The sequence below is a fragment of the Erythrobacter sp. K21-9 genome (assembly GCF_055808355.1).
Genome location: NZ_CM147866.1, coordinates 47,958 through 71,110, shown reverse-complemented (window position 1 = coordinate 71,110; position 23,153 = coordinate 47,958). Strand labels below are relative to the sequence as shown.

At 64.2% G+C, this 23,153-nt stretch carries 16 protein-coding genes, 1 tRNA gene and 3 pseudogenes; 17 read left to right on the top strand and 3 right to left on the bottom strand.

Annotated elements, in window-relative coordinates; genetic code table 11:
* Positions 1 to 202: 202 nt before the first annotated feature.
* The 7 genes and pseudogenes from AC0L39_RS00395 (at position 203) to AC0L39_RS00365 (ending at position 9,776) form a co-directional block, all read left to right on the top strand.
* Complete coding sequence (locus tag AC0L39_RS00395) at positions 203 to 1,408, top strand: M20 metallopeptidase family protein (protein ID WP_473259813.1); 1,206 nt, start codon at positions 203 to 205, stop codon at positions 1,406 to 1,408.
* A gap of 6 nt (positions 1,409 to 1,414) precedes the next feature.
* Positions 1,415 to 2,293 (top strand): LysR family transcriptional regulator, encoded by an 879-nt coding sequence (locus tag AC0L39_RS00390; RefSeq protein WP_473259811.1) that lies wholly within the window; start codon positions 1,415 to 1,417, stop codon positions 2,291 to 2,293.
* Between the two features lie 158 nt (positions 2,294 to 2,451).
* Positions 2,452 to 2,946: pseudogene (locus AC0L39_RS00385) on the top strand (TonB-dependent receptor plug domain-containing protein); the annotation flags it as partial.
* A 685-nt stretch (positions 2,947 to 3,631) separates the two neighbouring features.
* A complete protein-coding gene (locus AC0L39_RS00380) occupies positions 3,632 to 5,575 on the top strand; it encodes a TonB-dependent receptor domain-containing protein (RefSeq protein ID WP_473259809.1) in 1,944 nt (647 codons plus the stop codon).
* A gap of 416 nt (positions 5,576 to 5,991) precedes the next feature.
* On the top strand, positions 5,992 to 6,777 hold the full coding sequence (locus tag AC0L39_RS00375) for a M14 family metallopeptidase (protein WP_473259808.1): 786 nt from the start codon (positions 5,992 to 5,994) through the stop codon (positions 6,775 to 6,777).
* A 96-nt stretch (positions 6,778 to 6,873) separates the two neighbouring features.
* Positions 6,874 to 8,373 (top strand): N-acyl-D-amino-acid deacylase family protein, encoded by a 1,500-nt coding sequence (locus tag AC0L39_RS00370; protein ID WP_473259806.1) that lies wholly within the window; start codon positions 6,874 to 6,876, stop codon positions 8,371 to 8,373.
* Complete coding sequence (locus AC0L39_RS00365) at positions 8,367 to 9,776, top strand: dicarboxylate/amino acid:cation symporter (protein WP_473259804.1); 1,410 nt, start codon at positions 8,367 to 8,369, stop codon at positions 9,774 to 9,776. The genes AC0L39_RS00370 and AC0L39_RS00365 overlap by 7 nt, the downstream gene beginning before the upstream one ends.
* Here AC0L39_RS00365 and AC0L39_RS00360 read toward each other — a convergent pair.
* Positions 9,677 to 10,874: pseudogene (locus tag AC0L39_RS00360) on the bottom strand (FAD-dependent oxidoreductase); the annotation flags it as partial. The gene AC0L39_RS00365 and the pseudogene AC0L39_RS00360 sit on opposite strands and share 100 nt — an antisense overlap.
* A 33-nt stretch (positions 10,875 to 10,907) precedes the next feature.
* Here AC0L39_RS00360 and AC0L39_RS00355 point away from each other — a divergent pair.
* The gene (locus AC0L39_RS00355; RefSeq protein ID WP_473259802.1) at positions 10,908 to 12,338 is read left to right on the top strand and encodes a lyase family protein; all 1,431 of its coding nucleotides are present in this window, start codon (positions 10,908 to 10,910) and stop codon (positions 12,336 to 12,338) included.
* Positions 12,335 to 13,894 carry an SLC13 family permease gene (locus AC0L39_RS00350; protein ID WP_473262451.1) on the top strand — a complete coding sequence of 520 codons (1,560 nt, stop codon included), beginning with the start codon at positions 12,335 to 12,337 and terminating at the stop codon, positions 13,892 to 13,894. Before AC0L39_RS00355 ends, AC0L39_RS00350 begins: the two co-directional genes overlap by 4 nt.
* 12 nt (positions 13,895 to 13,906) lie before the next feature.
* Here AC0L39_RS00350 and AC0L39_RS00345 read toward each other — a convergent pair whose 3' ends face one another.
* Together AC0L39_RS00345 and AC0L39_RS00340 are read right to left on the bottom strand one after the other, a co-directional pair.
* Entirely contained in the window at positions 13,907 to 14,332 is a 426-nt protein-coding gene (locus AC0L39_RS00345; RefSeq protein ID WP_473259801.1) for a hypothetical protein, read from the bottom strand.
* A gap of 584 nt (positions 14,333 to 14,916) precedes the next feature.
* Positions 14,917 to 14,993 (bottom strand) — tRNA-Arg (locus AC0L39_RS00340).
* A 159-nt stretch (positions 14,994 to 15,152) separates the two neighbouring features.
* Between AC0L39_RS00340 and AC0L39_RS00335 the strand changes: the two genes are divergently transcribed.
* The 8 genes and pseudogenes from AC0L39_RS00335 (at position 15,153) to AC0L39_RS00300 (ending at position 23,145) form a co-directional block, all read left to right on the top strand.
* Positions 15,153 to 15,551, top strand: a complete 399-nt coding sequence (locus tag AC0L39_RS00335; protein WP_473259799.1) for a hypothetical protein — start codon at positions 15,153 to 15,155, stop codon at positions 15,549 to 15,551.
* A gap of 78 nt (positions 15,552 to 15,629) precedes the next feature.
* Positions 15,630 to 16,127 (top strand): MmcB family DNA repair protein, encoded by a 498-nt coding sequence (locus AC0L39_RS00330; protein ID WP_473259797.1) that lies wholly within the window; start codon positions 15,630 to 15,632, stop codon positions 16,125 to 16,127.
* 41 nt (positions 16,128 to 16,168) lie between these two features.
* Positions 16,169 to 16,945 carry a sterol desaturase family protein gene (locus AC0L39_RS00325; protein ID WP_473259796.1) on the top strand — a complete coding sequence of 259 codons (777 nt, stop codon included), beginning with the start codon at positions 16,169 to 16,171 and terminating at the stop codon, positions 16,943 to 16,945.
* A complete protein-coding gene (locus AC0L39_RS00320) occupies positions 16,942 to 17,379 on the top strand; it encodes a DUF2141 domain-containing protein (protein WP_473259795.1) in 438 nt (145 codons plus the stop codon). The genes AC0L39_RS00325 and AC0L39_RS00320 overlap by 4 nt, the downstream gene beginning before the upstream one ends.
* Positions 17,380 to 17,560: 181 nt before the next feature.
* Positions 17,561 to 18,283: pseudogene (locus tag AC0L39_RS00315) on the top strand (PAS domain-containing protein); the annotation flags it as partial.
* Between the two features lie 1,309 nt (positions 18,284 to 19,592).
* The gene (locus tag AC0L39_RS00310) at positions 19,593 to 20,762 is read left to right on the top strand and encodes a phosphatase domain-containing protein (protein ID WP_473259794.1); all 1,170 of its coding nucleotides are present in this window, start codon (positions 19,593 to 19,595) and stop codon (positions 20,760 to 20,762) included.
* 32 nt (positions 20,763 to 20,794) lie between these two features.
* Positions 20,795 to 21,739, top strand: a complete 945-nt coding sequence (locus tag AC0L39_RS00305; RefSeq protein ID WP_473259792.1) for an alpha/beta hydrolase — start codon at positions 20,795 to 20,797, stop codon at positions 21,737 to 21,739.
* Positions 21,740 to 21,750: 11 nt separating this feature from the next.
* Positions 21,751 to 23,145, top strand: coding sequence for a M48 family metalloprotease (locus AC0L39_RS00300; protein ID WP_473259790.1), 1,395 nt, complete (start codon positions 21,751 to 21,753; stop codon positions 23,143 to 23,145).
* Positions 23,146 to 23,153: the final 8 nt, after the last annotated feature.

Below are 23,153 nucleotides of genomic sequence, written 5' to 3'. Positions count from 1 at the left end.
ATCATTCGGTGCATTTGTCACATTCGTTAGCCGGGTCTGAGCGGTTACATCGGGCTTGATTGCAAAATTAGCAACCCCGGTGCGAACGTTTCTTTACGCCACCGTTCATTTTATAGGCTGGCCGACCTGTCGCGGCGATGAAGCGGGCCGCGGACTCGATATTCGCGCTGGCGCTGCGGCCTGTGGGCGCTAATCTGGCCTCATGCTGACCACATCCTTGCTCGAATCCGCTCGCTCGCTCGCTCCTGAAATCGTCGCGCTGCGCCGCGCGATCCACGCCGAGCCCGAGCTGGGCCTTCACTGCCCGATGACGATGGCAAAGGTGCGCGAGGCGCTGGCCGGATTGCCGCTCGAATGGCGCGAGGGTGCCTCGACCACCGGCGCTGTCGCGACGCTGGCGGGCGGAAAGGCAGGCGAAGGCGCGAGGCGCGTCCTGCTGCGCGGCGACATGGACGCGCTGCCGATGGACGAGAAGACCGGGCTCGAATTTGCCTCGACCATTCCGGGGCGCATGCACGCCTGCGGGCACGACACCCACACAGCGATGCTGGTCGGAGCCGTGCGGTTGTTGGCGGATCAGCAGGCCGAGCTGACCGGGACGGTCGATTTCATGTTCCAGCCGGGTGAGGAGGGGCATCACGGCGCACGCTTCATGCTCGATGACGGGCTGATCAACCCGCTGCCCGATGCCGCTTTTGCGCTGCATATCATGCCTAACGCGCCTTACGGCGTGCTGGCCGGGCGCGCCGGGCCGCTGATGGCCGCTGCCGACCAGTTCACGGTCACGGTGAAGGGCCGGGGCGGACACGCCTCCATGCCGCACGACTGCGCCGATCCGGTCCCTGCTGCCTCAGCCATCGTCGGCGCGATCCAGGCGATGGTGACCCGCCGGTTCAAGGCGACCAACGCCGTCGTCGTGACGGTCACGCAGATCCATGCGGGGACGGCCCACAACGTCATTCCCGACGACGTCATGCTCGGCGGGACGATCCGCACCTTGAGCGCGGACCACCGCGAGAAAGTTCACACCTTGATCGCCGAAACAGCCTCGCGAACCGCCGCGGCGTACGGCGTGGAGGCAGAGTGCGACATCGAATTCGGTTTTCCGGTCACCCATTGCGATGCCCGAGCGGTGGCGCTCGGAGAGAAGGTCGCGCGCGAAATCGGCGGCGCAGGCGGCTGGCGCGACCTGCCAGACCCGATCATGGGCGCGGAGGATTTCTCCTACATTCTCGAAAAGTCCCCCGGCGCGATGTTCTTCCTGGGCGTCGCTCCCGAAGGCGAGGACTGGACGCAGTGCTGCGCGATCCATTCGCCGCGCATGCATGTCGATGAAAACGCATTGCCTCACGGTGCGGCGATGCTGGCGGGTTGCGCGCTCGAATATTTCGAAAACGGGTTCGGCTGAGCGCCCATGCGGCTGCGCCATATCGAGGTGTTCTTTCACGTCTACCGCGAAGGTTCGATCAGCGCCGCCGCCCGGCGGCTCAGCGTCTCGCAGCCCTCGGTCAGCAAGGTGCTGCGCCATGCCGAGGACCAGCTGGGCTTTGCGCTGTTCGACCGCCGCAAGGGGCGGCTGCACCCCACCGCAGCGGCAGACGAGCTCTTTCGCGATGTCGAGGATATCTACGCCCGCATGTCCTCGCTCGACCGGACGGCGGGCAATATCCGCACGCGGCGCGGCGGGCATGTCCGGCTGGGCGCGCTGCCATCGCTTGCCTTTGCCATCGTTCCGCCGCTGGTCGCGGCGATGCGCAGCGAAAACGCCGAACTGAGCTTCGACCTCACAACGCTGCACAGCGAGGAGATCACCTCGGCCCTCGTCGAAAAACGGCTGGATGTGTGCATCGGTTTCGATACGAATTTCGACGAGCGGATCCGCTGCCAGGCGATCAATTCGGTCGAGCTTGCGCTGCTCGCGAAGAAGGGGACGTTCACGTCCGATGGCGGCGCGGTGGCACCGACTGCGCTCGACGGGGCGGAGATCATCGGCCTAAGCGCGAGCGGTCCGGTGGCCGAGCGGATCGAGGATTATTTCGAACATTGCGGCGCGCAGCCGGTCGTCACCATTTCGGCCCAGACCTACTACATCGCCGCCGAGCTGGTGAAGCTGGGCGCCGGGCCGGCGATCGTCGATGGTTTTACCGCCCGCCGGTTTGCGAGCGACGACCTCGAAGTCCTCGCTCTCGTGGACGCGCCGACCCTGCCCTTTGCCGCCATGTTCCTGGCCGAAGACAGCGACAAGCCGCTGGTTCGATCCTGCGTCGCAGCGCTGCAATCCTCCTTCGGCTGAACGCGGCGCTGGCAGAAGTGTTGCCATAACGCACGGTTATATCCCTTTCAGCACTTGTTGCGGACATTCTGTTGCGCTTTTCAGACGATTGACGTCTAATGATGTCGAGGGACTAAGGGAGCGGCCATCAGCGCCGCGATTGAGGAATTGGGGGTAACATGAAAATTTCGGCACTCCGTGTGACGGCGCTGCTCGGCGCATCGACACTGGCTTTTGCGAGCGCGGCAGCGACCGCCCAGGATGCAGGCGGCGAAGCGCAGGCCGCTCCGCCCGTGACCGCCGCAGAAGACGATGGCCCGGTCATCGTCGTCACAGGCACGCAAATTCGCGGCGCGCAAGTCGACGATGTTCTTCCCGTCACGATCGTCGGTGAGGATTTGATCGACGCCATCGACCCGGCATCGGGCGACGAGATTTTCCGCGCCATTCCGCAGGCAGGCTCTGTCGAATTCAACGAACAGAGCACCGCGGGCGGCGTCAACGGTGCACGCGGCGACATTGCCTCGATCAATCTGCGCGGGCTTGGCACCGGCAACACGCTGATGCTGATCAATGGCCGCCGGATGCTCCTCAATCCGGGATTCCAGACCGAGCTGTTTGTGCCGGTCGTATCCCCTGACCTCAACACCATCGCCCCCGGCAGCGTGCGCCGCGTCGAGGTGCTGCGCGACGGCGCTTCGGCGGTCTACGGCGCCGATGCGGTGGCCGGCGTGGTGAACACGATCCTGCGCGGCGGGCGCGATGGCGGCTACCTGCGCGCGAACTACCGCGCTTCGGACGGCACCGGACTCTACAATTACCAGATCGACGGTTCGATCGGCTTCGATTTCGCCGACGGACGCGGCAATCTGACGGTTTACGGCGGATATTTCCACGAGAACGGTCTGCGCGCCGAAGACCGGCCCTATTCCGCATCGAGCGATCTGAGGCCCTTTCTTGTCGGCACCGATTTCGAAGGCGACACGCAGTTCGACAACCGCTCGATCAACACCCCGTTCGGCGCGTTCGACATTCAGGGATCGCGCGCCACCTCGTCCAACACAACCGTCCTGCGTGATGACGATTTCCATATCCAGCCATGCAGCCTGTTCGGTGCGTCCGGCCAGCCCAGCGATGGCCGCTTCATCGACCTTGGCAATGGCCTTTGCGCCGACAATGGCGGCACGGTCGATCGCGTCCTGCGCTACAATATTGGGGGCGACCGCTTCCTCTATTCGCAAAAGGACCGCTACAACGTCCAGGCGCTGTTCAACTACGAGCTGAGCGATGCGGTACGAGTTCTATTTCGAGGGCTCCTACTACCGTTCGGAAAACTTCCGCGAACGCGAACAGAGCACCATGCTTTCAGCCGTCCCGCTGGGCGTCGAGGCGAGCGCATATTACAATCCGCTCGGCCCGGTCCTCCTCGCGGATGGCTCGCCCAACCCCAACCGCGCCACCAACGGCCTCGGTTCCGGCGTCAGCGACGATGGCCGCGCATTGCTGATGGAGGATTACCGCTTCATCGATGCAGGCCCCCGCCGCGGCATGGTGACCAAGGACGAGTTCCGCCTCGTCGCCGGGCTTCGCGGACAGTTCGGCGCCTGGGATTACGACACCGGCTTCCTCTATGCTCAGGCAAACACGACCGACCTGACAAAGAACCGCATCTCCAGCACACTGGCGCAGGACGCGATCAACCGCACCGACCCATCGGCCTATAATCCGTTCAACGGTGGCTGCTTCCCGGACGAGTTCGGCACCAACAGCGCCGATTGCACGCCCAACCCGCAAAGCGTGATCGACGCCATCACTATCGACGTGTTCCGCAAGGGTGAAACGACGCTGGCACTCGCCGACTTCAAGGTGTCGAATTCGAGCCTGTTCGAATTGCCCGCCGGCGGTGTCGGCATCGCGGCGGGGATCGAGTTCCGGCGCGAGACCTTCGAGGATGACCGCGATCCGCGCCTCGACGGGTCGATCACCTTCACCAATGCCGCGAACGGCGATTTCTTCGGCAGCGACGTGGTCGGCTCCAGCCCCTCGCCCGACACCAGCGGCAACCGCGAAGTGTATTCGGCCTTTGCCGAGGCGCTGATCCCGATTGTATCGGACGACATGGACATCCCGCTCGTGACCGAGCTGGAATTGCAGGTCGCCGCCCGGTTCGAGGAGTTCTCCGATTCCTCCAGCGCATTCGTCCCGCGCGCCGCGCTGGCATGGCGGCCGATACGCGATATCCTGCTCCGCGGTGCATGGTCCCAAGGCTTCCGCGCGCCGAACCTGATCCAGATCAACGATCAGGGCACAACCCGGTCGAACTCGGTCGTGCGCGCGGTGGAATGCGTCGCCGAGATCATTCAGGGGATCGAGGATGATGTGCCCGATTGCGGCACGCAGGGCACGATCGATTTCCGTGAAGGCGGCTCCGATCTGGAACCCGAGGACACCGAGAGCATCAATTTCGGCGTTGTCCTCACGCCGAGCTTCATCCCCGGCCTGACGCTCACGGCAGATTACTGGGAGGTGAAACAGGAAGGGATCATCGGCATCTTCGGCAACCAGAACGCTCTGCTGCTGGACCTGCTGCTGCGCCTTCAAGGCAGCTCCAATCCGTTTGTCGTGCGCGATGCACCCGATCAGGACGATCTCGACCTTTATGCCGGGACGGGCATCAACCCGGCAGGCGAGCTTCAGCAGATCCTCAACCCGTATCGCAACCTCGACCAGCGCACGTCGGAGGGCCTCGATTTCAGCGTTCTGTATGAATTCGAGACCGGCATCGGCGATTTCGATTTCCAGGTGAACGCCGCCCGCCTGCTCGGCTTCGAGCAGGCGGCCGGCCCGGATGCCGAGCTGCTGTTCACGGAACTGACGCCGCTGCTCTCGCAGATACCGGAGCTTTCGACCGGCGATGTCGCCGCGCTGCAACCATTCGGGTTCGGCGAGCTGCTTGAAATCGATGGCCGTCCGAAATGGCGTTTGTCGGGTTCGGCTGCGTGGGAAAGCGGTCCGGTGCGGATCAATTTCTTCGACCGCTATGTCGATCAGGTTTTCGATCCCGGCGCGCAGCAGGATGACACTGCGGAGTTCTTCCGCGTCGATGACTGGTTTACGCTCAATTTCGGGATCGCCTACAGTATCGAGAACAACACCGCGCTCGACGGCACGCGCCTGCGTTTCGGGGTGAACAACATCTTCAACGAAGCGCCGCCGATCGCGGATGAGAGCTTCGGCTATTACGGCAGCCTCCACAGCGGGCGCGGTCGGCAGTTCTCCTTCGACATTCGCAAGAACTTCTAGCGTTATGACGGGCGGAGCGGCGATCAGCAGCTCCGCCCGTTTTTGAATTGCAGTGATGGAGATGGAACCCATGCGACAGCTCGCACTGCCTCTGGTCGTGGCCGCCTGCTTTTCTGCGGGAGGCGCAGTTTCTCCGCTGGCGGCACAAACGGCAAGCAGCGCTGAACCGGCACGAAATCTGCGCGAGCAATGCTGCGGCCATCGACAAGGGCTTTCCCACAGGGGCCTATGCCGATTGCGAGACGAAAGGCGCGGACCATTTCAAGCTGACGATCGCGCCAGAGGATGACGGCGATATCAATTGCAGCCCGTGGTACGCCTTTCGCGCCACACCGCGCCGCGCCGCGCGCATAACCATCGATCTCGACTACACGACTTGCGGGCACCGTTACTGGCCCAAGACGAGCACTGACGGAGTGAACTGGTTCTTCATGCCGAAAAGCGCCGTTGAAGTCGAAGGCGAACGCGGAGAACGCACGGCCCGGCTCACGTTGAAACTTGGCGATGAGCCGGTGTTCGTCGCCGCGCAGGAAATTTTCCCGCCATCGGTCTACGATACGTGGCTGAACCGTATGTCGAGAGCGCCGTTTGCGCAGATGTCGCTGCTCGGAAAATCCGCACAAGGGCGCGATATCAGGCAGCTCCGGATCGCCGATCCCGGCGCCGCCCCCCGCGAAACGGTCGTGCTTGTCGGACGCCAGCACCCGCCCGAAGTGACCGGCGCCCTGGCCATGCTGCCGTTCGTCGAGACGATCATGGGCGACAGCGCATTGGCCAAAGCCTACCGCGCGCGGTTCGAGACAATCACGGTCCCGCTGCTCAACCCCGATGGCGTGGTGCGCGGTCACTGGCGGCACAATACCGGCGGCGTCGACCTCAACCGCGATTGGGGGCCGTTTACCCAGCCCGAAACGGCGCTGATGGACGGGGTGCTGGCCGCGATCGAGCGCGATCCGGCACGCGACCTGCGGCTGCTGATCGACTTTCACTCGACCAATCGCGACGTGTTCTACACCATTCCCGACGAGCTGCCGACGGACCCGCCGCTGTTCACGAAAAAGTGGCTCGAGCTCTATCAGGAGCGGATGCCGGGATACGCAGTGGACCGCGATGCGCGCCACACTGCCGGACGAGCCGATCTCCAAGGCGCACGCTTTCGACGTTTACGGGGCTCCGGGAATCACATTCGAGATCGGCGATGAGACGGACCGCGAGCTGATCAAGCGTATCGGGCGCGAAGCGGCCATGGCGATGATGGTCACGATGCTTGAAACATCGCCCCCGGTACCGCAGAGGACGTGGCCACGCTCATTACCGGCGGGACCGTCTTCGATGGCAGCGGGTCTGCAGGCGTCGCGACCGATGTCGCTTTCAAGCGAGGCCGGATCGTGCATATCGGCGACAATGCGGGCTCGCGCTATCCGCGTGCGAGGCGGATTGACGCAAGCAGGCTGGTCGTTGCGCCCGGCTTTATCGACCCCCACACCCATGCGGGCAGCGACCTTGCCTCCGATGAGAGCGATCGCCGCGCCAACCTGCCCTTCGCCTATCAGGGCGTGACCACCACCGTCGTCGGCAATGATGGCGGCGGCAATTTCGATATCGCCGCAACCGCGAGAGCCGCGCGAACCGGCGGCATCGGCACCAACGCAGCCTATCTCGTCGGCTTCGGCCCGGTCCGGCGCGCCGTGCTCGGCAGCGACAACCGCGCGCCCCGCGCCGCGGAACTGGCGCAGATGGAACAGCTCACCCGCGCCGCATTTTGCGAAGGCGCTTGGGGCCTCTCGACCGGGCTCTATTACGTTCCGCAAAACTATGCCGAGACCGCAGAGGTCATCGCGCTAGCCCGCATCGCGGCGGGCTTTGGCGGGTATTACGATACGCATATGCGCGATGAGAGCACTTACAACATCACCGTCACCGGAGCGGTTGCGGAAACGCTCGACATTGGCCGCAAGGCCGGGCTTCCGGTTCATATCGCGCATATCAAGACGCTTGGCCCGGCGGTCTGGGGTCACAGCGCAAAGATGATCGCGATGATCGAGGAAGCGCGCGCAACTGGGCAGCGCGTGACCGCCGATCAATATCCGTGGTCGGCCTCCGGCGCGCGCGTCAGCAATGCGCTGGTCCCGCGCTGGGCGCTTGAAGGCGGACTTGCTGCCCTGCGCGGCAGGCTGGTGGACGCCGAAATGCGCGCGCGCATTCGCGCGGAAATGATCGAGGCCATTGCCCGGCGCGGCGGGGCGGACAAGCTGCTGGTGACTGGCCAGCTGTCAGGCTCAAATGCACCTGTAGGCAAGACCCTCGCCGATATTGCGCAGGACGAGGGGTCCGAGCCGGTCGATGCAGCGCTCGCCATCCTCGCAAGCGGCGATGCGCGGCTTGCCTCCTTCAACATGAACGCAGACGACATTGCCGCATTCGCCGCGCAGGATTGGGTCGTGACCGGCTCCGACGGATCGACCGGCCACCCGCGCAAATATGGCAGTTTTCCCAAGGCCTACCGCGATTTCGTGCAGGGCGGCACGATGAGCCTTGCGCGCTTCATCCAGCGCAGCACCGGGCAGACCGCCGACATCATCGGTCTGCAAGGCCGCGGCTATCTGCGCCCTGGCTACGCCGCCGACATCGTCGTCTTCGATCCCGAGCGCTTCGCCCCGCAAGCGACCTATGAGGCCCCGCGCGCATTGTCGCGCGGCGTGGTCCACCTCTTCGTGAACGGCGTGCCGGTTATCGCAGGCGGCGAGCATACCGGCGCGCTGCCGGGCGAGCCTCTGCTCAAGGACACTTCGTGCTGAAATTCTGGTTCGCGATCCCGCTGTGGCAGCGCGTGCTGGGCGCGCTGGTGCTGGGCATCGCCGCCGGCATTGCGCTTGGCGAAGACGCGGAGAGCATCCGCTGGATCGGCGACCTGTTCATCCGCGCGATCCGGATGCTGATCGTGCCGCTCATCTTCTTCTCGCTGGTTTCGGGGATTGCTGCGCTGGGCGATCTGAAACGGCTCGGCAATGTCGGCGGGAAGGCGATGGCCCTGTTTCTGGTGACCGCGCTCGCTTCGATATCGCTCGGGCTGACGATGGGTACGATCTTCAAACCCGGCGAGGGGCTGGACATCACCCTGCCCGCCGATGCCGAGATCATCCAGCCGCCGCAGCTCAGCTGGACCGAGCGGCTGCTTTCAATGGTCCCGGAAAACCCGGTTATGACGATGGCGGAGGGTCAGATCCTGCCGCTCATCGTGTTCGCGCTGCTGTTCGGTATCTCGCTGCTGATGGCCGGAAAGGAAGCCGCGCCGATCACCAAGGCGGTCGATGCGGGCGCGGCGGTGATGCAGCAGATGACGATGATCGTCATGGAGCTGACCCCGTTTGGCGTGTTCGCGCTGATGGCGTGGGTGACCGGCACATTCGGCTTCGAAGCGCTTTGGCCGCTCGCGACGATGGTGGCGCTCAATTACGCAGGGTGCTTCATCATCATCCTGGTGATTTATCCGCTGATCCTGCGCCTGATCGCCCGGCTACCGGTGATCGATTTCTATCGCGGGATCATCGATGCGCAGGCGGTTGCGTTCTCGACCGCTTCGTCCAACGCCGCGCTGCCGGTGACTTTGCGCTGCGTCCAGCGCAATCTCGGCGTCTCGCGCTCGGTCTCGAGCTTCGTCGTGGCGCTGGGCGCGACGATCAACATGAACGGGACGGCGATGTATCTGGGGCTGGTCGCGCTGTTCGGCGCGCAGCTCTACGGGATCGAGCTGACATGGACGTCGTACATCCTGATCGCGCTGACCGCGACGCTGGGCTCGGTCGGGGCAGCGGGGATACCCGGGTCGGGCCTCATCATGATGGGGCTGGTGTTGAGCGCCATCGGCGTGCCGCTGGAGACGATCGCGCTGGTCGCCGGGATCAATCACATCATGGACATGATGCGCACCATGACCAATGTGACGGGCGATGCGACCGTCGCGGTAGCGGTCGGGCGCATGGCGGGCGAGATCGATGTCGAGGAATACGAGATCCGCCGACGACGTGTGACCTATTCCAGCAGCGCAGCCAGCCGCTCGCCCGATCCCATTGCCAACGTCCAGCCGAGCGCGCCGTGCCCCGCATTGATGGCTAGGCCGGGCCGGGGCCGGGCGATGATCGGCTGGGAATTGGGTGTTGCCGGACGCAGCCCGGCCCACGGTTTCGAAACGCGAGAATAATCGCCGGCATTGGGCAGGCAATCATGCGCCACGCGTTGCAGTGCCTCGATCCGCTCGGGTTCGATCGTGGTCGTACCCTCCCCCAGCGCGGCGAGATCCGGCGACGCGAATGCGGTCGCCGAGATTGGCGAAAACGATCCGCCGCTTCACATCGGTCACCGAAATGCGCGGCGATCCATTGGCGAGCGGCATTTCAAACGAATAGCCTTTCATCGGCTGGATCGCCGCGCGCTCGCCGAGCGGCGCAAGCAGGCGGTTGCTGCCCATCCCGGAGCAGACGGCGACCATGTCGGCCTCCAGATGCTCACCGCTCTCCAGCCTGACGCGGGCGCGGGGCAATGCCTCTTCGATCGCAGCGACCCCCTCGCCAAAGCGTGCGGCGACGCCGTATTCGCGCGTCATGAGCGCCATCATCGCGGCGCAGAATGCAAATGGATCGCCGACCTCTTCCTCGGGCGTGTGGATCGCGCCGCAAATGTCGTCCGCGAGCGTTTCCAGCGCCGGGTCGAGCGCCGCCAGCTCCTCACGCTCCAGCACGATCTGCTCGAAATCGGCTGCACCCTGCTTGATCGCGCGGCTTTGGAGCGCTTGGGCTTTTTCCGCCTCCGAGTGCAGCAGCAGCATCTTGCCCGTCACCTTCCTCCCGAAATCGAGCGAATGCGCCGCGCACAGACGGTCCATCGCCGCGCGCGATTCGAGCCCCAGCTGGAGCACTGCCAGCGTATTTTCGCGGAACCTGGCCGCGGTGCAATTGCGCGCAAACGCGGCAAGCCAGCGCAGGTAATCAGGCCCGCCCAAGGGCCGCATCGACACGCCGCCCTTGCCGCGCAGCAGCGCAGGCAGTGCGGCCAGCGTGGCCGGGCTACCCAGGGCATCGGTATAGCAATAGCTCAGCTGCGCGCCGTTGGCGTGAGAGGTTCCCATTGCCGGCGCCTCCGCCCGATCGATGATGGTCACGGCCCAGCCTCTTCGGGCGAGCGCATAAGCGCTGGCGATACCGATCACCCCTGCACCGATCACGATTGCCCTGCGCGCCAAGAGCGCCCCCTCATTCCAATTTGTCCGCCTATGGTGTTCGCAGACGCGCAGCTGCACCATAAGCGATTGACGGCTCTGCCATAAATGCGGTCTATGGCAGGAATGCGAGGGGCACGGCGGAAAATCTGGCAATTCGGCTGCACCGGGTGCGTGATCGGCGCGGCGCTGATGGCCGCCGCCTCGCCCGCCGCTGCAGCCACCTGCTCGGTCGGCCAAGTTTCGGAACTGTTCGAATACGAGGCCCGCACTCAGGCGATCCTCGACGTCGAGGCCGCAATGGCCCGAGCACAATCGGCAAGCGGGATAATCCCGGCCAGCGCCGCTCAGGAAATCACCGACAAGGCCCGGGCCGGGCTTGTACCGGAAGACGCCTTCGATACGGAATATGCCCGCGTGCGTCACCGCATGGTCGCGCTGCTCAATGTCTGGCGCGAAAGCCTCTCGGACGAGGCAGACGCCGCTGTGCATTATGGCGCCACGACGGTCGATATCTACGGGACGGCGACCATGCTCGGGCTCGATAAGGCGGTCCAGTCGCTCGATGCCTGCCTGGTCCGGAACATTGCAGCGATGAGCGAGCTTGCCGAGGAGCACAGGGCGACGCCGATGATCGGGCGCACGCTCGGCCAGCATGCGCAGCCGATCACTTTCGGCAAGAAGGTCAGCACCTGGATTGGCGAATATGACCGCCACCGCGTTCGCTTGTCGCAGCTTCGCGAACGCGTGCGCCGCTCCGCCATTCTGAAAGGCGCGGTGGGCAATTATTCGGGCCTTGGCGACGAAGCCATCGCAGTCGAGCAGCGGTTTGCGAGCGAGCTGGGCTTCGATGCGCCTTACCCCGCAGACTGGAACGGCGCGCGCGACGTGATCGCGGAATATGGCCTGCTGCTCGGCCTGATCGCCAAATCGAACCAGCGCATCGGGCAGGAAATATTTCTGCTGCAGGGGACCGACATCGGAGAAGTGCGCGAAAGCCTGCCGGCAGGCACGGTCGGCAGCTCCTCCATGCCGCACAAGCGCAATCCGCGCCTGCCCGAACGCCTGATCCACGCCGGACGCACGATCCCGCGCCTCGGCGAAGTGCTCGCCGATGACGTCGTGAATTTCTTCGAGCGCGACAACACCTCGCGCCTCACACCGGTGATCGAGGAAATCTCGGTCGAAAGCACTCGCGCGCTGCGCATCCTTGCTCAGTTGCTCGAAGGGCTGGAAGTCGACGCCGCCGCCATGCAGCGCAATATCGACCGGACGCGCGGTTTCGCGATGTCGCAGCAGGTCGCCTTTGCGCTCGCAGATCATATGCCGCGCACCGATGCGGAGGCGTTGGTCAAGCAGGTGATCGCGGACGCGCTCACCGCCGATCAGGGGTTTGCCGAGGCTCTCATCGCAGAGCGGCGCGTCACGCAGCACCTGACCGGCGAAGACATTGCCGCCTTGCTGGCTACCGATGCAGTCGCCGCGCCCGCTATCGAGCAGGTTGAGCGCACGATCGAGGCAACGCGCCAGCCGGGAGAGACGCAATAGCGCATCATCAGGGCGAATTCGAAGATTACGGCGCGCCGCGCGGCGCCCATGCACGCTCGGCCAAGACAACCTGGACGTTCCGCATCGCTGGGCTCGCGCTCGCGGCGCTCGTCTACACACTGCTCGGCTCCGCAGAGCTGCCCGCCGACGCGCGCTGGGTGGCTGCCGTCGCTACTCTGATGGCGGTGTGGTGGATGAGCGAGGCAATCCCGCTGGCCGCGACCAGCCTACTGCCCATCGTGTTGATCCCCGCCATGACCGAGCGCAGCGTTGGCGAGACGACCGCGTCCTATGCCAGCCCGATTGTCTTCCTGTTCCTGGGCGGGTTCCTGATCGCGATTGCGATGGAGAAGTGGAACCTGCACCGCCGCATCGCGCTGCTGACCTTGCGCCGCGTGGGCGTGTCGCCGCGCCGCATCGTGCTCGGCATGATGATCGCCACCGGGTTCCTCTCGATGTGGGTGTCCAACACGGCGACCACGCTCATGATGCTGCCGATCGGCTTTTCGGTGCTGGCGCTGGTGTCCGGCGGGAGCATGTCGGGCGAGGGCAACCCGCTGGGCGACAATCCTGATCCCGATGTTGCGCGTTTCGGTATCTGCCTCGTCCTCGCCATCGCGTGGTCGGCGAGCATGGGCGGCCTCGGCACGCTGCTCGGCAGCCCGCCCAATGCGATCATCGCAGGGTATGCCAGCGATGAACTGGGCATCGATATCGGCTTTGTCGACTGGATGATGCTCGGCGTGCCGCTCGCCGCGATCTTCATCCTCATCGCGTGGGCGCTGATGACGCGGGTGCTTTACCGGTTCGACCTCGCGGAGATCCCCGGAGGTGACAAGCTGATCGAGGACGAGATCACCAAACTCGGCGCAATGAGCCAGGGCGAGCGCGTTGTCGCTCTGGTGTTCGGCGGCGCGGCGTTCATGTGGATCGTGCCGGGCCTGCTGTCCGAAGTGCCGTCCATTGCGGCGGCTGCGCCGTGGCTGGGCGAGCTTAACGACACGGTCATCGCCATCGCTGCGGGTGTTGCCCTGTTCCTGCTGCCGGGGCGCGGCCGGCGCGAAATGGCGCTCGTATGGAAAGACGCCGAGAACGGTTTGCCGTGGGGCGTCCTGCTGCTGTTCGGAGGCGGGCTGAGCCTTGCCGGAGCCGTGGCGGGAACCGGCCTCGACGACTGGTTTGGAAACCAGGTTTCGGGGCTGGGCGCATTACCGGTGATCCTCATCATCGCCGCGGTGGTCGGCATCGTTCTGTTCCTTACCGAGGTGACCAGCAACACTGCGACCGCCGCCACCTTCATCCCGGTGCTTGGCGGAGTGGCGCTGGGCATCGGCATGGACCCGATGGCGCTGCTGGTGCCCGCCGCCTTTGCCGCAACCTGCGCATTCATGCTGCCGGTCGGGACACCGCCCAACGCCATCGCCTTCAGCACCGGCACGGTGACTATCGCGCAGATGGCGCGCGGCGGACTGGTGCTCAACCTGATCGGCATCGCGCTGATTACCGCGGGGATCTACCTGCTGGGAGGCGCAGCGCTCGGCCTTGATTTCGGGTAGGCATCCGTGCCGTTATTCAATGAGGTCGGACGCGCCGACCGCGATACCGCGATTGGAATGCGCGACCCCCTCGACCACTCGCAGCGACCAGCCAAATGGCCAGCCCTTTTCTTTCGCCAGTGCCTGCGCCGCAGCGAAGAACGATTGCCCGCGCGCAAACCGGTGCGGACCCTGAGCCATCGCGCCATCGGAGCGATTGAGCGAGGCGCCGTCCGGATCGACATCACGGTCCCCAAGGAGCACGACAACATCCTTGGCAAGCGCCGCTTTCAGGTGCGCTTCCGACACCGGAAGCCCGCCGAGGCCATAGGGGTAATCGACAAGGAGATCGGGGAATGAATACCACCCGGCATTGGCGGCAAGGTAGCGCGTCACTCGTGCGCCCGGCTTCAGGAAGAGGAAGCGGTGCACAAATTGCGACCCGTAGCGAATGGCCATAAAGCGTATAGCCGGCCTGCGATCCGCCGAGCCGCGCCACCACCGCATCGAACAGCGGTTCGATTGCAGAGAACGACCAGAGCGGCTCGTCAGCAAATTCGAGCACGGCTCCGCGATTGTAATGCGCACCGCGCGGAAAATCAGCGCGCGAAAATTCGGGCGCTACGATGATGAAGCCGCCTTTATCCGATTGGTCGATCCACTCCTCGCGGTAGCGCTCCGGATCGCGCCGCGCACCGTGCATGATGAAAGCAACCGGTGCAGTCGTCGGATCGAGCCGCGGGCGGGACATAGAGGAAGACAGTCAGGTCGGGCCCCGCCCAATCGGAGAACACGAACTCGCTGCGGCCTGCGGCAATCGAGGACGGGGCGCATATCGTTTCCGAAGCCGGATGTGCCTGCGCCGTGTGGAGCGGCATTGCCAACGCAAACATCAATGAGGCCAGCAAACTCGGACCTGCTCTGCGCATCATGCTTCCCCCCTCTCAACGGAAAGAATGACACGTTCGGCCATGCAGGCAAGCCTCGATTCGGCCCAGGCAGGATTAAGGTGTTCAGATAGAGAAGCGATAACGCGGAAAAACTGGCGCACCCGAGAGGATTCGAACCTCTGGCCTCTGCCTTCGGAGGGCAGCGCTCTATCCAGCTGAGCTACGGGTGCGGATCGCCTTTGTAAGCGAGCTGGCAATCGCGTGACACGAATTGCACTGCGCGCGGCGCTTAGCAAGACCTGTGAGCCTGTGCCACCCAATAATCGCGCGCCTCCTCATGAAGCGCGCAGTTAACACTTCGGCAAGGGACTCGAGGTAACTCTTGCTCCATGTCCGCACTTCCTCCTGAACAAACCCGCGCCATGCGCGAAACCATCGAGCGGGCCAGGCGCCCCGTCGCCTCGCTGGCACAGCGTTGGCAGGAACTTCACGAGCAGGCCGCCGAGATCGCCGCCTATGCCGGGCTCGCGCCTGAAGCATTCGATGCCGGCGGCGCCGATCTTGCCGCCGCTTTGGGCAATGCGCAGGAATGGCAGCAGGAGCTGGCATGGCAGGGCGTCGAGGATATCGATGCGATGATGCAGCCTGGCCTTTCCGCGCTCAAGGTAATCGCCGCGCGCGGTCAGGACGTGGCCGCGCCTGCGCAGGCGCTGTGGCGCGAATTTCATCTCGCCCGCGAAGCGGTGCTCGATGTGCTGGGGATGATCCGGACGCGCGACGCGGCCTGACCCTGCGCAGCGCCGCGTTACGCAGCACCGTTCAGGGAGACGCTTGACTGCGTTCGCGGTATGTTCCAATCATGCCGCATGACATCCGCACCGCCCGCCATAATCGATTCGGCTCCCCCAACCACCGCACAGGACGTTGCGCGCGGGATCATGCGGCTGTTTGCTCGCAACAATATCTGGTGCACCTCGGAAATGCCGCTCAAGAACGGGCGTCGCGCCGACCTGATGGGTGTGGATGCCAAGGGGCTGATCGTGATTGTCGAGATCAAGGTTGCGCGCGGCGATCTGCTGGGCGATGCCAAATGGCCCGACTACCTCGATTACTGCGACCGGTTCTATTGGGGCGTCCCGCCGGGCCTCGACCGCGCCTCGCTTGAAAGCGAGGCCTACCAGCCGGATGCCTGCGGCATCATCGTCGCCGATGGATACGATGCAGAGATATTGCGCCACGCTCCGCTCGATCCGCTCGCAGCGGCGCGGCGCAAGGTGCAGGTGGAGCGGCTTGCCCGCACTGCCATGCGCCGCCACACCGCGCTGATCGACCCGCATTGCGGCGATATCGACAGCGCCGGATAAGCGGTTTCGCGGCGCTGCGATTTCCGTCATAACCGGCTGCGATGCTTCCCGCCGATATGCCTATCTTGCTCGCGCTGTTTATCGTGAGCGCCGTGACCTCGGGCTTCGTTGCGCTGCGATACTTCGCCTCCTCGGGCCTGTTCGCGTGGCTTACCCAGCGGCTGCGGCCCGGCCTGTATGACGGGAAGGAGCGCCAGATCGGGCGCGAGATCCGCTGGTCGCTGATCGCGGCGGTCATCTATGGCGCGCCGGCAGGGATGATCTTCTGGGCCTGGAACCACTTGGGCTGGACGCAGCTTTATGCCGAATTCAGCGCCTATCCGCTGTGGTACCTGCCCGTCTCCGCTTTCATCTACCTGTTTGCGCAGGACACGTGGTTCTACTGGAGCCACCGCGCGATGCATCATCCAGCGCTGTTTCGCATCATGCATGCCGTCCACCATGACAGCCGCCCGCCGACGGCTTGGACCGCGATGAGCTTCCATCCGATCGAATCGCTCACCGGCGCCCTGCTGATCCCGGCGCTCGTCTTTATCGTCCCGATCCATATCGCGATGCTGGGGGCGGTGCTGACGACCGCGACCATCATGGGCGTCACCAATCACATGGGCTGGGAGATGTTTCCGCGCCGGCTTGTTCATTCCCGGTTGGGAAACTGGCTGATAACCGCAAGCCATCACGAAAGACATCACGAGGAATATCGATGCAATTTCGGCCTGTATTTTCGCTTTTGGGACCGGGTCTGCGGGACCGATCGCGGATTGTCGCAGCGCATCGTCGAACAGGCCGGTCACACGCCGCAAAGGGCGCGGGCATGATCCGCGCAGGTTTCTTTGCCCTGGCGGCGGCCTTGACGGGAGTGGCGGTCCCGGCAGCAGCGGGCGAAGTCACGATCACTGTGACCGACCTACGCTCGGCCAAGGGTGTGGTGCGCGCCTGCATGACGACGAAGGAAGAAATCTTCCCCAGATGCATCAAGGATCCCGCCTCTCACCGCACCGTCGTCCCCGCAGGTGAAGTGGTCACGATCCGTTTCACCGGTGTCGCGCCGGGTAGCTACGCCATTGCGCTGCTCCATGACGAAAACGACAATGGCAAGGCCGACCGCGCGCTCGGCATGATGCCGAAGGAAGGCTACGGCTTTTCGCGCGATGCCAAGGTGCGCATGGGCCCACCCAAGTTCGAGGATGCGGTGTTCGATCACGGCACGGCGGCGCAGGAACTCACCATCGCAATGCGATATTTCCTCTGAGAACGCCGCCCGATGGTCACCGGCCAGCGTGACGTCAGCCGTTAAGGGTTTGGCGGACCACGGGTGACGCCAATGCTTCGCACAGGCGGCATGCGGAGTTTTCCAAGATGACTTAACGCAATGTTTACCACGCATTGCCAGAACCGCGCTTGAAACCGTTAAACAAGGGGCGGATTAGGCAATGGACAATCTCCGGGGCACATTTGATTCCAGCGACTTGGCGAGTGACAGCCAGGATTGGGATGCCCACGAAGACGAAGATGCGGTGCGGGACCTTCCGCCCGAGGCAATCGGCCAAGACGAACGCCGGATGCAAGTGCGTGCCTACAATCATTGGGCGAGCCTGCTCGGCGATTGCACCTTCCCTTCGATCGAAGACCTTGAACCGCATAACCTTCCCGATTTCGGACCCAATTCCGTGCTGCTCGATTTCTCCGGCGGCATCGAAGACCCGGCGGTGCAATATCTCGGCGGCAAGCTTGCCGAGGAATGCGGCGCCAAGGGGCATATCGCCCAGCTGTCCGATGTCCCGCCGCGCTCGCTGCTGAGCCGGATCACCGACCACTACATGCAGATTCTCGCCAACCAGGCTCCGATCGGCTTCGAAGCGGAATTCGTCAACCAGCGCGGAGCCTCGATCATGTATCGCGGTATCCTGCTGCCCTTTTCCAGCGACGACGAGACGATCGATTTCATCTACGGCGTGATCAATTGGAAAGAGATCGCCGACCAGATGACCGCGGACGAGCTGCTGCTGGAAATCGACCAGGCTCTGGAGAACCCGGAAGATTTCGGCGAAACCGAGGACGAGCCGCACAAGCATCACTCCGACCCGGTGACAGAATGGGCCGATTCGCCCGCAGCCGAGAGCGATGCGCCACCGCTTGCCGGAGCGGCAGAGCCTGTATCCAGCGATCTCGACGACGATGTCTTCGAACTCGGCGCAGAGGCGCAAGTCGCCGCCGAAGTGTCGGGCATTGCCGGCGAAACCGGCGATGACGCCGATGGTGTCCCGAGTGCAGCCGATGCCGCATCCGACAATGTTGCCTCGCTCAGCGGCGAAGCGGATGATACCGGCTCGGGCGACGCGCTTCCGATGCCAGATTTCGGCCAGTATTCGCTCGACGATCCCGATGATGAGGATGACGAGGACGAAGGCGGCGCTGGCTACAGCTTCGCGTCGCTTTCGGACTATATCGAAGCACCGTCCAAGAAGGCAGTCGATCTTGACGCAGACGAATTCGACCCGTCCGATTACGAGCTCGACGATTCGCTGGAAGAGCCCGTCATCGAGGAAAGCGAGCAGGTCACCGATCCGCTGGACGGCGAACCTGCAGCGGACCGCGATGCGGACGACGCCGAACTGCACCATGCCGAAGATTCCGAAGCAGAACCGGCCAGCCAGCCGCTGCTCGAAAAGCCCGAACCTGCGGTCGAACCGGTGGTTCCGGAGCCGATGAACTACGTCGCGGCCGGTGAATTCACCGCCGATGCGCGTGATGCCGGCAATGATGCGAATGTTCCGGTCGCCGAGCTCGATGCCGATGCTGGCCTGCACGACTTCCTCGCCACGGCCCGCGAACTGGCCGAAGCTGCGCGGATTTCCGAAGATCGCAGCCGCAACGCGCTCTATGCAGCGATTGGCCGCGCCTACGATTTCTCGCTCGCCGCCAAGGATGCGCCGGACGAATACCGCGAACTGATCGAGGAAAGCGGGCTGACCTTCCAGGACCGTGCTCCGATGACTCCGGTAGTAAAGCTCGTCTTCGGCAGCGATTACGACAAGACCCGCCTGACCGAATACGCCGCTGCGCTCAACCATGCGAACCGCATGAACCTTGAACGCGGATCGCTTGCCGATTTTCTTGCCGAGGCCAAGGGCGGCCTCAAGGGCGTGGTCGCCGCAGAGCGCCGGATGCGCCGCGAGGAAACGGGCAAGACGGTCGAGCCGGATGACGAAATTCGCAGCGCTCTCGCCAGGAAACTGCGCGAATTGCAGGAACTCACGCTCGAAGCGGTGTCCGGCAAGGGTCCGGAATTCTCGCTCGTCATGGTCCGCCGCGACGGCAACGGCGGCGTCAGCATGGTCGGCGAAATCGACGAGGATATCGCGCTGATCGAGCGCGCGGCCCGCAAACTCGTCGGCTAAGCGGCTGAATTCCTGATCGTGCAGGTTGGCGCGAGCCGCATCGAGCCGCTAACCGCTTGAGCCTATGTTTGGTCTATTCGCGAATCGCGGTCCGCTTCGGGTCCAACCCTTCTTCGGCTATCGCAACACCGAAAGCCTGTTCCTTCCGGTCCGTGCGCTGCGCGGGGCCGAGCCTGCATTCGACAATCGCACGGTGCTCGGCTCGTTTCGCACCATGCTCGGCCAATATGCCAGCCACGAGGTCGAGGGGCTGCATATCCAGCTCGAGTTTGAAACGGGTTCGGGCGATGTGCTGCGGCACAAGGCAACCACCGGGCCGGAGGGCTTTGCGCGGTTCGAGATTTCCTTCGATGCGCATCACGAATTGCCGATGAATTCTGGTTGGGAGCGGGTGCGGCTGAGCTGGGCCGCGCATGAAGACGGCCATGCGGCGGGAGAGACGACGGGTTTCGTGCTCGCACCCGGACGCGATGCAGGCATCGGGGTCATTTCCGATATCGACGACACAATCGTCGAGACCGGCATCACCGGCAATGTCCGCGCGATCCTGCGCAACTGGAAGCGCGTGATGGTGCAGATGCCGGGTCAGCGCACAGTCGTACCGGGAGCGCAGGATTTCTACTCGGCGCTGGGCGGTGCCGCGGATGTGGACGTCAGCGCAGAGCAATCGCCCGAGGACATTCCCGTCCCGCAGGCACGTCCGCGTCCGGTGTTCTACGTCTCCTCCAGCCCGTGGAACCTGTTTTCCTACCTCGTCACGTTCAAGCGCCAGCGCGAAATGCCGCTTGGCCCGATCATGCTGCGCGACTGGGGCTTCAACCGCAAGACGCTGGGCTCCGAAGGGCATGGATCGCACAAGCAGGATGCGATCGAGCGTATCCTTGCCTCCTACCCGCACCTGCGCTTCGCCATGGTCGGCGACGACACGCAGAAGGATCTCGTCGCCTTCGGCGCGGTCGCCGAGAAATATCCCGAGCGGATCGCGGCAATATTCATTCGCCGCGTGTCGGAGGAAGCGCTCTCTGCCAAGGAGGAAACCGCGCGTGACGCTATCAGCGCCGCCGGGCTGCCGCTGTGGATGGGGGCCGATTACCGTACTGCGAGCGAATTTCTGAAGGAGGCGGGTCTTGAGATGGACGGCGCGATGGAATCGCTTGTGGCGGCGGCAAGTGAGGGGGCAAGCGGCGCAGATTCGGCCGCCGAACCGGCACCGCCTCTGGAAAAGGGCGCATGAGCGCCCCGGCCCGCAAGAAGAGACGCCGCATCATGACCTGGACCATTGTTGCAATCGTGCTGGTGCTCGCGATCGCAGGCGGAGCGCTGCAATTCGCAATCCAGCGCAATGGCCCCGCGGTCTTGAGTGCGGTTGACCGGATTGCCGGGGGATCGGGCGGCGCGGCGCTCAAGGCCAATATCTCGACCGGCGACCATCCGCAGCAGAAATTGCTCGTCTGGGCGCCGGAGGACGTTCCGCAGGGCGCGGCACCGTTGCCGGTGCTGCTGTTCGTGCATGGTGGAAGCTGGCGCTCGGGCGATCCGGTCGATTATGGATTTGTTGGCCGTGCATTTGTACCAAAAGGGTTCGTCGTCGTCTTGGGCGGATACCGGCTCGGCGAAGCGGGCGAATACCCTGCAATGCTCGAAGACACAGCGCGCGTCATCGGCTGGACCCACCGCCAGATTGCGCAATATGGCGGCGATCCGGAGCGCATCATCGTCGCCGGGCACTCGGCGGGCGCGTACAATGTCGCAATGGCCGCGCTGGAGGAGCGCTGGCTCGGCAGCGAAAACCTCTCGGCCAATGATATTGCCGGTCTGGTCGGCCTGTCCGGCCCTTACGATTTCTATCCGTTCGACAGCGATTCGACCAAGGCGGCTTTCGGCGATGCCGCCAATCCCGAGGCAACGCAGCCGGGCGTCCATATCGACCAGGATGCTGGCACGGACGTGCCTCCGGTACTGCTGATTCACGGAGAAAAGGACACGCTGGTCTACCCGCGCAACACCCGCTTCCTCGCTGGCAAGCTGACCGAGGCCGGGGCCGAGGCGCAGACGCGGTTCTATCCCGAGATGGAGCACAACGATCCGCTTATCTCGCTCGCCGCACCGTGGCGTTCGCGCCGGGACGTGAGCGAGCAGATTGCCCGGTTCGCCGCTTCGGTGGGCCCGCGCAGCACGGTTTCAGTTCCTGTTCAGGCCGAAACACGCTAGCACTCGGGGCAATGACAGCCCTCTTCCTCTCGCACGCGCAATCTTCGACGCTTCGGCTTGCATCCTATGCACTCGCACTGATTGCGGCGGCGATGATGGCCGCCGCTCCGGTTTCCGCGCAATCCATCCTGCGCGATGCCGAGACCGAGGCGCTGCTCAATGACATGGCCGCTCCTCTGATCGAAGCGTCCGAGCTTGAACCCGGCAATGTCGATATCGTGCTGATTAACGATCCGTCGATCAATGCCTTCGTTGCCGGCGGACAGGTCGTCTACGTCCATGCGGGGCTGCTCAACGCTGCCGAGACCGCCAATGAAGTTCAGGGCGTGATCGCGCACGAACTCGGCCATATTACCGCCGGCCATGTCGTGCGTTTTGGTGAGCGGACCCGCTCGGCGCAGGGCATTTCGATCCTGTCACTGATCCTCGGCGTCGGCGCGGCGCTTGCCGGGGCGGGCGATGCGGCGATGGGCGCGATCATGGCTGGCCAGCAGGCGGCGATGGGCAGCTTCCTCGCTTTCAATCGCAACCAAGAGGCATCGACCGACCTTGCCGGGGCGCGCTACCTGGCGGGCGCTGGCATTTCCGGACGCGGTTCGATCAAGTTTTTCGAGCGTCTTCGCAGCCTCGAGATACGCCGCGGTTACAGCCAGGCGGACGAGGCGGCTTATTCCCGCACGCACCCGCTTTCGGGCGACCGTATCCAGACATTGCGCGACCTCTATCGACAGGACCCTGCATGGGACGCACCCGACGATCCCGACCTGCAGGACCGGTTCCTGAGGGTTCGCGCGAAGCTCTACGGCTATCTCGCCGAACCGCAGCGGACCTTCAACATGTATCCCGAAAGCGATACCGGCGTCCCGGCGCGCTATGCGCGGGCCTATGCGTTTCACAAGGATGCGCAGGTCGAAAAGGCACTGGCAGAGACCGATGCCCTGCTCGCCCTGAACCCTGAAAATCCCTATTTTCTGGAATTGCGAGGGCAAATCCTGCTCGAATCCGGCCAGCCGCATGAAGCGCTCGTCCCGCTGCGCAAGGCGACCGCGCTTACGCTCAACCAGCCGCTGATCGCCGGTATTTTCGGCCACGCCCTGATCGCGACCGAGGATGAGGACAATTTTGCCGAGGCCGAGCGTGTGCTCCGCGCTGCGGTGGCTAAAGACCGCTTCAATCCGTTTGCGTGGTACCAGCTGGGCGTCGTTTACGCGGCGCGCGGCGACATTCCGCGCGCGCGGCTCGCCAGCGCCGAACAACAGGTGATGAGCCGCCGCTATCCCGAGGCATTGCGCAACGCGCAGGCGGCCGAGGCCGGGCTGCCCGTGGGCTCACCCGACTGGATCCGCGCGCAGGACGTCGCCTTGCAGGCGCGTTCGGAACTGGAACGCCTGCGCGACGCGCGCTAGGGTAGACA